Origin of the sequence: Plantactinospora soyae (genome assembly GCF_014874095.1) — a bacterium.
Classification (GTDB): domain Bacteria; phylum Actinomycetota; class Actinomycetes; order Mycobacteriales; family Micromonosporaceae; genus Plantactinospora; species Plantactinospora soyae.
Genome location: NZ_JADBEB010000001.1, coordinates 1,983,055 through 1,995,723 on the forward strand (window position 1 = coordinate 1,983,055; position 12,669 = coordinate 1,995,723).

8 protein-coding genes and 1 pseudogene are annotated in these 12,669 nt (G+C 72.6%); 5 read left to right on the forward strand and 4 right to left on the reverse strand.

What is annotated here, in order from left to right; genetic code table 11:
* Positions 1-112: 112 nt before the first annotated feature.
* On the forward strand, positions 113-673 hold the full coding sequence (locus tag H4W31_RS08825) for a SigE family RNA polymerase sigma factor (protein WP_318783096.1): 561 nt from the start codon (positions 113-115) through the stop codon (positions 671-673).
* Complete coding sequence (locus H4W31_RS08830; protein WP_192766212.1) at positions 645-1,856, forward strand: TolB family protein; 1,212 nt, start codon at positions 645-647, stop codon at positions 1,854-1,856. The genes H4W31_RS08825 and H4W31_RS08830 overlap by 29 nt, the downstream gene beginning before the upstream one ends.
* A 72-nt stretch (positions 1,857-1,928) precedes the next feature.
* On the opposite strand, the gene H4W31_RS08835 is transcribed toward H4W31_RS08830, so the two are convergent.
* The 3 genes and pseudogenes from H4W31_RS08835 to H4W31_RS08845 all read right to left on the reverse strand — a co-directional run bounded on the left by H4W31_RS08835 (position 1,929) and on the right by H4W31_RS08845 (position 8,175).
* On the reverse strand, positions 1,929-6,446 hold the full coding sequence (locus tag H4W31_RS08835) for a cation-translocating P-type ATPase (RefSeq protein WP_192766213.1): 4,518 nt from the start codon (positions 6,444-6,446) through the stop codon (positions 1,929-1,931).
* Between the two features lie 276 nt (positions 6,447-6,722).
* Positions 6,723-7,160 (reverse strand): annotated as a pseudogene (gene soxR / locus H4W31_RS08840) (redox-sensitive transcriptional activator SoxR); the annotation flags it as partial.
* A gap of 190 nt (positions 7,161-7,350) precedes the next feature.
* Positions 7,351-8,175 (reverse strand): alpha/beta fold hydrolase, encoded by an 825-nt coding sequence (locus tag H4W31_RS08845; RefSeq protein ID WP_192766215.1) that lies wholly within the window; start codon positions 8,173-8,175, stop codon positions 7,351-7,353.
* Positions 8,176-8,422: 247 nt separating this feature from the next.
* Between H4W31_RS08845 and H4W31_RS08850 the strand changes: the two genes are divergently transcribed.
* From H4W31_RS08850 to H4W31_RS08860, 3 genes are all read left to right on the forward strand, one after another.
* Entirely contained in the window at positions 8,423-8,617 is a 195-nt protein-coding gene (locus H4W31_RS08850) for a hypothetical protein (RefSeq protein ID WP_192766216.1), read from the forward strand.
* Between the two features lie 122 nt (positions 8,618-8,739).
* Positions 8,740-9,294 carry a YbaK/EbsC family protein gene (locus H4W31_RS08855; RefSeq protein WP_192771949.1) on the forward strand — a complete coding sequence of 185 codons (555 nt, stop codon included), beginning with the start codon at positions 8,740-8,742 and terminating at the stop codon, positions 9,292-9,294.
* A gap of 853 nt (positions 9,295-10,147) precedes the next feature.
* Positions 10,148-11,230, forward strand: a complete 1,083-nt coding sequence (locus tag H4W31_RS08860) for a helix-turn-helix domain-containing protein (RefSeq protein WP_192766217.1) — start codon at positions 10,148-10,150, stop codon at positions 11,228-11,230.
* 40 nt (positions 11,231-11,270) lie between these two features.
* On the opposite strand, the gene H4W31_RS08865 is transcribed toward H4W31_RS08860, so the two are convergent.
* Complete coding sequence (locus tag H4W31_RS08865; RefSeq protein WP_192766218.1) at positions 11,271-12,650, reverse strand: serine hydrolase domain-containing protein; 1,380 nt, start codon at positions 12,648-12,650, stop codon at positions 11,271-11,273.
* Between the last annotated feature and the right edge of the window lie 19 nt (positions 12,651-12,669).

Here is a 12,669-nt window from a genome sequence, read left to right on the forward strand (position 1 = left end):
TTAATAGAAGTAACGAGATATTTGGATTCGCCGCCCGACTCCGTGTCGCCAACTTTGTTGGGGGTTCCAACCTCCGGCGCCCCGCAGGCATGTATTCGGCAATGGAAGAGTCGTGGGAGGACTTGTGGACGACGACGCGGGGTTCCGGGAGTTCGTCGAGGCGCGACTGGTGCGACTGTCCCGGGTGGCCTATCTGCTCACCGGACAGCATCACGACGCCGAGGACCTGCTCCAGGCGGCGCTGGTGAAGGTTGCGGCACGGTGGCGACGGGTGTCCGGGACCGGTGACCCCGAGGCGTACGTCCGCAAGGTGATGTACAACGAGCGGATTCTGTCCTGGCGGAGATGGCGTCGCCAGGTCGTTCAGCCGGCCGGAGGCGTACCCGAATTCGACCGGGCACCGGACGGCGCCGACGCGGTGGTCCGGCGGCTCCTGCTGGAACGCGCGCTTGCCCGGCTCACCTGGCGGCAGCGGGCGGTGCTGGTGCTGCGCTACTTCGAGGATCTCTCCACCGCCGAGACCGCTGCGGTGCTGGGCTGCTCGGTCGGCACCGTGAAGAGCCAGACCAGTCATGCGCTCGGCCGGCTCCGGACGCTCGCCCCCGAACTCGCCGAACTGATGAGGGAACCGATGGAGGTGGAACGTGGACGGGTTGAGGAACGGACTCGATGAGCTGGCCGAGCAGGCCAAGGTGTACGACGTCACCGGGCGCGCGCTCCAGGTGGCCCGGCGGCGTCGCCGCGCCGCCCGGCTCGCCCCGGTCGCCGCCGCGACGGCGGTGGTGCTGGTCGGACTGGTCGCGGTGGCGGGACTGCGACCGGGTCCGTCCGGCGACCTGGATGTCGCGGCGCCGCCGAGGATCGACTGGCTACCGGAGCGGCTCGAACTGCCGGCGACCGACCCGGAACCGTTGCCGGCCAGCGGCAAGGTCGGCCAGGGCGTGTTGATCTACGGCACGACGGCGCCCGGAGCACGCCCGCTGGTGCTGCTCACCGCCGACGGCCGGCAGCACCGACTCGCGGATGGGGTCACCAGCAAGGACGGCGTCTCCTACACCCGACCCGGACTGTCTCCGGACGGTCGGTGGCTGGGCGAGCAGCGGGCCGGCCGGTACGTGGTCCGCGACCTCCTCGGGACCGCACGGTTCGAGCTGACGGACGGGCACGCGCCGGTCGCCTGGTCCCCGGACAGCCGCTGGCTGCTGCTCACCGACAACCTGAACGAGACCGCGCCGCCGATCCGGCTCGACCTGAGCAGCGGAGCGCAGCAGCCGGTTCCGGTCGGCGACCGGCAGCGGTGGCGGGCGGAGGCGGTGCTGCCCGGCGGCGACGTACTGGTCAACCAGACGTGGCTCGACAACACCCGGCAGCGGAACCTCGACGCCCGGGTCGTCGATCCGGTGACCGGCCTCGACCGGTCCCGGATCCAGGTCGACCTGAATCCGTACCTCGGAGCGAAGGAGAGCCGGACCTACGATCCGCCGAGGCTCGCTCCGGACGGGCGGACGGTGTGGCTGGGCGTGGTGCACGCCGAGCGACCGGAGGACGGCATGCCGGGGCTGGACATGGGCGGTGACCTGCTACTGGTCGACCTGACCGCTGGCGGGATACGTCGGGCGAACCTGCCCCGCCCGACAATCACCACGAAGACCGGACCCGGACCGACGCCGCCGCCGACCGGCACCGGTCGGATGGAACCGATCGGGTACCTGCCGGAGGGTGTGCTGCTGCGGACGACCGACGAGCGGGGGGACGCACTGCGGATCATGGACCTCGCATCCGGCGCGACCACTCTCGTGACCGAGCTCACTGCTGCCCAGGGGGAGATGGACCAGGTGCAGGTACGGGGAAGCTGACCCCACGCCTCGGCACCGTACGGCCACCGTCCGGAACCCCGGTCGGTGGCCGTACCGGCTGTCCCGGGTACGTCAGGCCGGGCTGGCGGCCGTCGTGCCCTCGTCGTCCCTATCGGTCGGCCTGCCGTCACCGTCCGGCGAGGTGCCGATCAGGCGGTCCACGGCGGTGTTCGTCAGGGTGGCGCTGATGGCGCTGCCGGCGGCGATGCCCCAGCCCACCGGCCCGAGCGGTGTGCACCCGAAGAACTGGCTCAGCCCCGGTGTCTGGATCACCGCGGCGAGCAGGGCCACGGAGGCGGCGGTCGACACCAGCACGCTCGGACTCAACCCGCCGTCGATCAGGGTCTGGCCGAGCTGCGTTCCGACGAGGGAGGCCAGCGCGACCGTACCGGCCCGGCGTCGGGTCCCGGTGTAGCGGGCGAGCGTCCAACCGGTGGTCGCACCGAGGGTTGTGGTGCCGGCCCGCAGCGCGATCTCGCGGGTGAGGGTGGCCCCGAGCGAGGTCTCCGGTCCCTCGGTGAGCAGGCTGTCCATGCTGTCCTCGCGGGGGGCCCGGATCGCGATGGCCATCGCCGGTGCGAGGTCGGTGAGCAGGTTGACCAGCAGCATCTGTCGACCGTTCAACGCGGATCGGCCGGTCAGCGCGGCGGTGAGGACGCTGAACGCGATTTCGCCGAGGTTGCCGCCGACCAGGATGCTGAGCGCGTGCCGGACCGAGGACCACATCGCCCGCCCCTCGATCAGGGTCGCGATGATCGTTTCGAGCCGGTCGTCGGTGACCACGAGGTCGGCGGCGGCCCGAGCGGCCGGGGTACCCCGTTGGCCGAGCGCGATGCCGACGTCGGCCAGCCGGATCGCGGGGGCGTCGTTGGCGCCGTCCCCGGTCATCGCCACCGTACGGCCGCACTTCTGCAACGCCCGGATGATCCGTACCTTGTGTGTCGGCGTACACCGGGCGACCACGTCGGTCCGGGCCAGCCGCTCGGCGAGCGCGTCGTCGTCGAGTTGGTCGAGTTCGGTCGCGGTGACGACGCGTTGCGCCACACCGTCGGTGCTGATGATCGCCGCGATCGCCTCGGCGGTGGCCGGATGGTCCCCGGTGATCATGATGGTGTGCACGCCGGCCTGCCGGATCCGGCGTACCGCCGGTGCCGCGCTCGCCCGGACCCCGTCGGACAGGGCCAGGAAGCCGACGAACGTCAGGTCCCCGATGTCGTCCTCGCCGACCGTGTCGGTGGGCAGCTCCCGTTCGGCCACCGCCAACACCCGCTGGCCCGCGCCCGCGTGCCGGTCCAGGGTCTCCTGTAGTGCCCGGCCGCCGGCCTCGTCCAACTCCCGGTCACCGCCCGGGTCGCGTCGTCGGGTACACCGGGGCAGGATCGTCTCGGGTGCGCCCTTGACGCTGAGCAGGAACTTTCCCCGGTACCGGCCGACGGTGGCGTGGTAGCCCCGGGACGCCTCGAACGGCAGCGCGTCGGCCTGGTGCCAGGCGTGGGTCCGGGTTCCGGTGTCCACCCCGGCCTGCCGGGCACCCGTCAGCACCGCCCGGTCGGTCTGCTGGCTGACCTCCTCGGGCCGGTCGGCCGCCGGGGTGGCCCGGAGCGCCGCCGCGAGGATCGGCCGCAGTCCCTTGTCCAGCGCGTCGAGTTCGGCGTACCGCTCGCCGTCGCCGAGGCCGGCCAGCATCAGCCGACCCTCGGTCAGGGTGCCGGTCTTGTCGAAGCAGAGCACGTCGACCCGGCCGAGCGCCTCGATGGTGCGCGGGTTCCGGACCAGCGCACCGTGTTCGGCCAGTCGGCGGGCGGCGGCCAACTGGGCGGCGCTGACCAGGAACGGCAACCCCTCCGGTACGGACGCGACGGCGAGGTTGGCAGCGGTACCGGCCGACTCGACGAGCGGTACGCCGCGCAGCAGGCCGGCTCCGGCGACCGCCACGGCGGAACTGGCGGCCAGTGGAATGGACATCCTGGTGAGCCGGCCGAGTCGGGCCTCGACCCCGCTGGTGGGGGTGGCCTCGCCGGCCAGCGCCATGCCCCGGCCGATCTCGGTGTCCACACCGGTCGCCACCACCACCGCGACGCCTCGTCCGGCGGCCACGGTCGTACCCTCGTAGAGCATCGACCGTCGGTCGGCCACCGCGGCGGCCACCACCGGATGGCTGGTCTTCGCCACCGGCAGCGACTCCCCGGTCACCGAGGACTCGTCGGTCTCCAGGCCGACCGCCTCGATCACCCGGCAGTCCGCCGGGATCGCGTCGCCCGGTTCGAACGCCACGACGTCCCCCGGCACGAGTTCGTCGGCCGCGACCACCCTCTCGGTTCCGTCCCGACGGACCCGTGCCGTCACCGCCGACCGGGACAGCAGCTCGGCGAGCGAACGTTCGGTGGAGACGCGGTGTCCGGCGCCGATCAGCGCGGTCAGCCCGATCACCCCGCCGACGAGTGCGGCGTCGGCCACCGAACCCACTGCGGCGGAAAGGCCCGCGCCGGCCGCCAGCACCGGGGTGAGCGGGTTCGCCAGCTCCTCGACGAACGCCCGGGGCAGGTCGAGACCGTCGACGCCGCCACCCGCCGGACGTCGCCCACGCCGGTCGATCTTCTCGGTGGACAGGCCCGCCTGGTCGGTGTCGAGCCGGGCCAGCACGGTTTCGACCGGCATCAGGTGCCAGGGGGTCGGCGGCGCGGTGTGCGAGGTCCGTCGTTCGGGCAGCCGGCCGGCCCGCCAGACCCCGTGACCAAGGGCGAGTCCGGCGGCGGCGTTGACCGCCGCCATCGTCCGGGCGGGCAACTGGGCCGGCGGGGCGGTGAAGGCCGCCAACGCGCCCAGTCCGCTGCCGGCGGTGGCGAGCGCGATGCTCTGCCGGGCCACCGTCCGGGCCATTCCGGCGGCCTCGATCACCAGCGCCGGCACCGACAGGTCCGCACCGACCAGCAGGTGGGCTCCCCAGGGCGCCGGATCCTCGGGACGCCAGACGCCGAGCCCGCAGTCGGCGGCGGCAAGGGCACGCGGATCGCCGGAGACCAGGGCGACCATCGCACCCTCGGACTGCAACGACCGGATCGACCCGGCCAGCCGGGACCCACCCGGTACGTGGCCGTCGGCGAAGTCGTACCGCTGGCTGTCCTCCTCCTCGCCCGCGACCAGTAGCCGCAGTCCGGCGCGGCGGGCCGCGGCCGGCAGCGCGTCGATTCCCGGGGCGGGCTCGGCGGCCACCCGGACCACCGCCGCGAGGGAGCCGTCCGTGGCCAGACCGAGCAGCGTGCCACCAGCGGAACGCAGCCGCTCGACCTCCTCGGTACCGGAGCCGTCGGACGCCGGCATCGCGTCGAGCGGTCCGAGGCGCCAGCTGTCCGAGTTCTGGACCTGGTCCGGGCGATCCGGATCGAACAGGCTGAAGGCCTGTACGGCGACCCGTTCGGCGTCGCTGCCCGGTAGTGGCACCAGGTCGGTGAGGACCCCCCGGGCGGACCGGAGAGCGGCGGCGTCCAGCACCAGGACGTCGAGTCGTTCCAGTTCACGCAGGACGCCGCGGTCCATCGCGATCACTCCCCGGCGGGCGAGCAGCCAACCGAGCCGTGCGGCGTACCCCTCCCGGCCGGCGACGGCCGCGCTCGGCAGGCTGGCCAGGGCCAGTGCGGCGGCACGCTTGCGGCCGGCCAGAGAGAGCGTCGCGGCCCCGGCGATGGTGCCCGACTCCAGCACCCGGGCGAGGTACCGCTCGACCGGCCCGTCCGGCTTCCCCCGGGGACGCTCGTCCGGTGGTGGCGGTGCCGAGGCCCGCTCCGGCGTACCGGCGAGGAGGGGTTCGGCTTCTTCCCAGGCGGCGAGTTGGGCACGCGCCTCGCCCCATTGCAGAACCCGCTGCGCGCCGTCGAGCAGGATGCCGGCCCAACCGCCGGTCAGTCCCTGGGCCAGCACCGCCGCCAGCGGCAGCACCGAGTCCGCCCGGTGGTCGCCGCGCAGCCCCCGGCCGGCCAGCGAGTGCAGCCTCGGATGCAGGTCCACCGCCCGGACGAAGCCGGCGAGTTCTCCCGGCGCCCGGGTGAACGGCAGGATCCGTACCGCCGCCGACAGGCCGAGGCCGAACGCGTCGGTGGCGATCCTGGTCATGGCGCTTCGGGTCCGTGGGCCCTCCTCCGGCGGATGCGGTTCCGGGCAGTCCGGGTCCGGTTCGAGACCGTCGGTACGCTCCACGGCGGCGATCGCCGCGACCAGTTCCCGCAGCCGGGGCTCGGGTGGGCCCACCGCCACCACCACCCGCCCGGAGGGCGCGTTGACCCGGGCCCACAGCACGCCGGGCATCCCGTCCAACGCCCGTTCGACCTGCGCGGCGAGTCGTTCACCGCCCGGCTGGGCGACCCCGTGCACCTCGATGTGGTGCCGGCCGGGGCGGGACCAGACAGCACGGCGCTTCAGCCCGGCGGCCTGCGCCGCCCGGAACACCACCGACTCGGCGCCCCGGGAGAACCCGGCGACGAGGTCCGGCACGGCGCCGGGCGAGACCGCGGCCGGCAGGTTGGGCAGGTGCAGCCGGGGCAGGTTGATGCCGGGCAGGTGTACCCGGGGAAGCCTGTGCCCCAGAGACGTCATCGACCGGAGCCGCCGGCTGGCCGGCCGACCCGCCACGGGACGGTACCGCTGTCGCTGGCCGCACTCGGGTACCGCATGTCGCCCTCCCAGAGCCTGTGGACCGGCGATGCCTTCCCCTCCACCGCTGCCTTATGCGCTCTGGACCAGCGGTTTTCCTGGCTGCGGAGGCGGCGCGGAGCAGTCCCCGACCACCGGCGCGCACCCGGGCTGCGGGCCGCACGCCTGAGCGCTCCCGGCCTCGGGTACTGGCGTCTGTGTCGAGCCGGCGAGTCCGGCGAGCAGGCGACGCGGGCCCGTACCCGTGCTTCCCAGCACGTCGTCGGGGTTGGACAACGCGCAGCGGTCCAGCGAGAGGCAGCCGCAGCCGATGCAGTCCGACAGGTCGTCGCGGAGCCGCTGCATCGCGGTGATCCGGTCGTCGAGTTGGGCACGCCAGTTCTCGGACAGCTGGGCCCAGTCGGCACGGGTGGGTGTGCGCTGCTCGGGCAGGCTGGCGAGCGCGGCACGGATCTCGGCGAGCGGCACACCGACCCGCTGCGCGAACCGGATGAAGGCGACCCGTCGGAGCGTGTCGCGGCCGTACCGGCGCTGGTTGCCACTGGTACGGGTACTGGTGATCAGGCCCTTGGCCTCGTAGAAATGCAGGGCCGAGACGGCGACGCCGCTGCGCTCGGCGAGCTGACCGACGGTGAGGGCGTACGGAGACGAGGTCACCCGACCCACGGTATCGCGTACCTGGATATTAGTTGAGGTAGCCGGCTGGTGGTCGCGATCACGGCGCAAGAACCGCCGGCCGGCTGCCCCGGCTACGACCACCGTCCAGCAAAGGGGCACCGGTAGGCGCTGACAGGTGCCGCTAGGTGCTGGTAGGCGCTGGCAGCGGAGGCGGACCGGTGGATGCTGCTCAGGACACCGGCGCCGAAGCGGTGACCCGGTCGACGAACCGGACCAGCGTCGGGTTGACCACCTCCGGGTACTCGGCCATCGGGTAGTGCCCGGCGTCCGGCACCAGCAGCAGGTCGGCGCGCAGCTGGGCGGCGGCGTACCGGCCCTCGGCCGGCGGGTCGGGGAAGTCGGCGTCCTTCTCACCCATTACCACCAGGGTCGGCGTGCGGAGTTCGGTCAGCCGGCGGGCCGCTGCCCGGTCCCGCATGGCGGTGCGGGCGGTGCGGACGAACGACCGCCAGTGATCGCCGGTGCCGAGGCTCCGCCGGATCCGGGCCTGGTGCTCGGCCAGATCGGTGGGCGGGCGGCCGGGATGGAACCGGCGGTAGTAGCCGGCCCAGACGGCCGGACCCCAGGGGCGGAGCAGCATCAGCCGGTACGCCAGCCGGGCGAGCGGGCTGAAGTCCGGTTCGCGGACGAAGGGGCCGATCAGGGCCAGCCCGGCGATCCGGCCGGGCTCGGCCAGCGCGGCGAGGATTCCGGCTCCGGTGCCGAGGGAGTGCCCGACCACCACGGCCGGGCCGCCGCCGAGGTGGTCGACCAGTGCCAGCAGGTCGGTCGCGATCGCGGCGTCGTCGTACCGGTCGAAGCCGTCGCTGCTGTCGCCGTGCCCGCGCAGGTCCATGGTGGCGACCCGGTAGCCGGCGTCGCGCAGCGCGGGGACGGTGAACCGGAAGACCGACCGGACGTCGCCCATCCCGGGTACGCAGACCACGAGCGGTCCCTCGCCCTGGACGTCGTACCCGATCCGGCCCTGTCCCCGATCAAGGTGAAGAATGTTCATAGCTAAAAAGCTAACATGCTTAGCCAACCTTCGGGAAGCCCCGCCGGCACAACAGCCCCGCCGGCAGGACAGCCCGGTCAGCACGACAGCCCGGTCAGCACGACAGCCCGGTCAGCACGACAGCCCGGTCAGCACGACAGCCCGGTCAGCACGACAGCCCGGTCAGCACGACAGCCCCGCCGACACGACCGGGCGACGGCGCGTCGAACGAGAAACATTTTCCCGATTCGGCGCCTAGCCTTACGTCATGATCTATATAGCTTTGGCCGCGATTATGTACGTCTGCGGCTTCGTCTTCCTGTACGGCGTGGTCCGGCTGGCCGTCCGGCACGGCATCGAGGACGTCGACATCCGGCGGGCCCGTGCGGCCGACGCGCCGGACCGGGCGAGGCTCCGGGACCGGACCCTGCTCCGGGACAACGCCTTCCTCGCCGGCAGTTGACGATCCCGGCACGTGACCGCTGACCGGAAGGCAACCGCCGACCGGAAGGCAACCGCCGACCGGCACGCGACCGCTGACCGGTGCAGCGGCCCGGGGCCTGCGGTGCGAGGATCACGGTTGTGATCGGAACCCTGAAGACAGAGCCGGCCCGTACCCGCGCCGACCTGCTCGCACCGCCGGTGACCGCCGCTCTCGCACAGTGGCCGGCCGACGCGCCGGTGGACGTCGACGACGTACTGGTCGCGCCGATCGACGCGACGCTCGCGGACACCGCCGCCTTCTGCGAGGCCTACGAGGTGGGACTGGACGTCTCGGCGAACTGCGTGGTGGTCGCCGGCAAGCGGGAGGGGACGGTCCGGTACGCGGCCTGCGTCGTACTGGCCACCACCCGGGCCGACGTGAACGGGGTGGTACGCCGCCACCTCAACGTACGCAAGGCGAGTTTCGCCCCGATGGACGACGCGGTCGAACTGTCCGGGATGGAGTACGGCGGGATCACCCCGATCGGACTGCCCGGGTCATGGCCGATCCTGGTCGACTCGCGGGTGGTCGAGATGCCGTACGTGATCGTCGGATCCGGCGTCCGGCGTAGCAAGATCGCCCTACCCGGCTCCGCCCTCGGCCTCCTGCCCGGCGCCGAGGTGGTCGACGGACTGGCCCGACCCGTCGTCGGCTGAGCGGTCCGGCCAGCAGACCGGGCAGCCGCAGACCACCACCCGGACCTGCCCGGTGCCGGCGACCAGGCGTACCTGTCCGGGACAGCCGTGCGGCGGTGAGGTGACCGGCGGTCGCATGGCGAGCGCGCACGGCAGACACAGTGTCGTCTCGCTCATCCGGCTAGCTCCCCTTCGCCCCCGTCAACCGGCTCCCCACCGGTCGCCCCCATCGCTGAAAGGGTGGCACGGCTGTCGATGTGTACCACATCGACAGCGAGCCGCGCGGGTACAAATGGGTCGTTGACCACGTCCAAATATGCGGATGCCGTTGCCAGCGCCCAACAGTCCGGAAGTTTGCAGATCGGGCAGTTCCCGTCCGTTCCCGGCCAGTGCTCGACCACGATGAGCCGGGCGGAGAGGATCAGCCGGTTACGCGTCCGACGTGCGGCCGGGGCGGTCATCGCCCATCGCCGCGCCCCCCCGCGACCGAGCCGTGTGCCGCGCACAAGTCGCCTCCTGAGCTGGCGGGGAGGTGCGGCGGCCGCCGGCACGGCCGCCGCACCCGGTGGAGCGCGACCCGCCTCCCAGGGGGGAAGACGGCGGGTCTGCGCCCCGGCCCGCGCGGACAGATCACGCCACGACCTCGGAGGCCATTGAGGTCGGATCGTGTCGTACCCGCGGGTCGCGGAGCTGACTGCCTCCGCACCGATCTCCGGTCACTCCAGGCTTACGTTCCGGACCTGGAAGCGGTAGAACATTGACCGGTGCCACATCGAGCAGAAGCGATCCACATCCCCACATTCCCGTAACGAGAGAACTACCGATAGTAGGCGCGGTTTTCAGGTGTTTTCCGGAGCGCACAGGCGGTAGACGGATGGATCACGTCGGCGCAAGGCTGAGGGTGGCGCGTACGGACGCCGCGGTCACCCTGACCCAGATGGCGGCCCGTACCAACTACAGCAAGAGTCATCTGTGCAACGTCGAGCTCGGCAAACGGCCGGCCACACCGGACCTGGTGTTGGCCTACGAGCGGGTGTTGGGAGACAGCGTGAACCGCAGAGGTGCCCTCGCACTCGCCGCGGCCGTGGTCGTGCCCACGGCGGTCGCCGAGCTGATCCAGCACGGGTTCGCCGCCGCCATCGCCCCGCGTCGGCACGTCGACGACTGGATGGCGCAGGCCGAGGCGTACGGCCAGGACTACATGTCGCTCGGTGCGGCGGAACTCCAGGGCCGGCTCGCCGCCGACCTGGTCGTCCTGCAACAGGAGCTGGACAGCCCACACCTGTGGGGCGTGGCGGCCCGGCTGATGACGGTGCACGGCAAGACCCTGCCCTCCAACGACGGCGGCCGGGGCGCGATCCGGTCGTACGAGATGGCCGCGATCGCGGCGGACCGGGCCGGTGACCTGGACACCCGGGTCTGGGTACGCGGCCGCGCCGCCCTCGCCCTGGCGTACGAGGGGGCGCACCTGCCGGTCGCCGCCCGGCTCGCCGGCCAGGCCGTCGGGCTCTCCGAGCGACCGAGCCTGGGCCGGCTGAACGCGCTCACCGCGCAGGCCCACGTTGCGGCGTTCCGGGGCGACACCGTCGCCAGCCTGTCCAAACTGGACGACGCGCGGCGGGTCTTCGACACGGTCGGCAGCGCGGAGCAGATCTCCGACTTCGCGGTGCCGCAATGGCGGTTCCACACCTTCGAATCCATGCTGCTGTCCCGGCTCGGGCATCCGGGCGCGGTCGCCGCGCAGGAGGCGGCGGACCGCGCCCGGCCGGTCACCCTGCCCCGGTTCGCGACCCACATCGAGCTGCACCGGGGCCTGATGATGGCCTCCGCCGGAGACGCGGCCGGCGGACTCGGGTACGCCCGCCGGGCGCTGGACCGGTTGCCGCCGGAGCGGCACAGCCTGTCGCTGCGGCTGATGCTGAACGAGGTGGAACGGGTGGCCGGCGCGGCGACCTGAACCGTGGCGCCGTCACCCACCATTGCCGGCACCCTAACGGTCAGCGGATCTTCGGCGCGGCGCGCATGCCGACGTACACGCACTCGGTGCCGTTGGCCAGGGTGGCGAAGACCACCGGCATGTAGTCCTCGCTGAACGAGGGCCCGGCCCCGGAGGCGGCGAAGACGTTCTCCGACACCGGCGTCAGCTCCATCTCCAGCGGCGGCGAGAGGTCCCGCATGCCGTCGACGAACTCGTACCGCAGGTGCGCGGCGCCGTCGGCCTGCCGGCTGACCGTGATGACGACACCCTCCCGCCGGTACGTGCCGAGCAGTGGCGTGACGTCCACCGTGGGCGGTTGCGCGGCCGGCCCGAACGCCTCCGGCATGCGTACTCCGGCGAACTCGGCCAGCAGTTCGCGGAACAGCGCGGCGTACAGCTGTCGGGCGCCGCCGCCGTTGGTCAGCAGGACGACCGCGACCCCGGCGTGCGGAACGATCCGCAGGTAGGCGTACTGGCCGATCGCGGCGCCGTCGTGGCCGTAGCCGGCGATGCCGTCCCAGTCGTACAGGGTCCAGCCCAGGCCCCAGCCGTCCGCGCTGACGGTCCACTTGTCCGGTACGTCCACCTCGCGGCGCTGCATCGCCGTCACGCTGTCGGCGGAGAGGATCCGGGTGCCGTCCGGGGAGGTGCCCCCGGCCAGGTGCAGTTGGGCGAAGCAGGCGACGTCGGCGGCGGTGATCAGGACCCGGCCGTACGGGCCCGCCGAGCGTGGCATCAGGTCCCAGGCCGGAGCCGGATCGGGGTCCTGGCCGGGCTCGCCGAGGTGACTCATGGCCACCCGGAACCGGAGCGCCTCCTCGGGCAGCGTCATCGTGTGCGCGAGCCCGAGCGGTCCCGCGAGGTAGTCCTGAAGTGCCTGGTCCCAGGTCTTGCCGGTGAGCACCTCGATGAGGCGGCCCAGTACGACGTATCCGAGGCTGCCGTAGGAGACCGCCGTGCCGGGCGGGCAGTCCAGCGCCACCTCCTTGGCGGCCTCGACGTACCTGGCCAGACAGTCGTCGCCCCGGCCCGAGTCGTAGGTGAAGTCGTTGGTCACCCCGGCGGTGTGGCTGAGCAGTTGTCGGGTCGTGATCCGCTTCGTCGCCTCGGGGTCGGGCGTGCCGAACTCCGGCAGCACGTCCACCACCGGCGCGTCCAGGTCCAGCTTGCCGGCGTCGACCAACTGCATCACCAGGGTGGCGGTGTAGACCTTGGCGATCGAGCCGGACTGGAAGACGGAGTCGGTGGTCGTCACCACTCCGGTGCCCCGGTGCAGGACGCCGCTGGCCAGCTCGTGGATCTGTCCGTCGACGAGTACGGCCAGGGTCGCACCGGGTACGTGGTGGATCTCGCGCAGTTCGTCGAACCGGGCCTGCCAGGCGGCGTTGTCGAAAGTCATCGTGGGATCTCCGTTCGAG

What these genes read in the sequence shown, in the direction of transcription:
- H4W31_RS08835 (WP_192766213.1), bottom strand. Translation starts at nt 6,446, where the DNA reads ATGACGTCTCTGGGGCACAGGCTTCCCCGGGTACACCTGCCCGGCATC.
- H4W31_RS08845 (WP_192766215.1), bottom strand. Translation starts at nt 8,175, where the DNA reads ATGAACATTCTTCACCTTGATCGGGGACAGGGCCGGATCGGGTACGAC.
- H4W31_RS08850 (WP_192766216.1), top strand. Translation starts at nt 8,423, where the DNA reads ATGATCTATATAGCTTTGGCCGCGATTATGTACGTCTGCGGCTTCGTC.
- H4W31_RS08860 (WP_192766217.1), top strand. Translation starts at nt 10,148, where the DNA reads ATGGATCACGTCGGCGCAAGGCTGAGGGTGGCGCGTACGGACGCCGCG.
- H4W31_RS08865 (WP_192766218.1), bottom strand. Translation starts at nt 12,650, where the DNA reads ATGACTTTCGACAACGCCGCCTGGCAGGCCCGGTTCGACGAACTGCGC.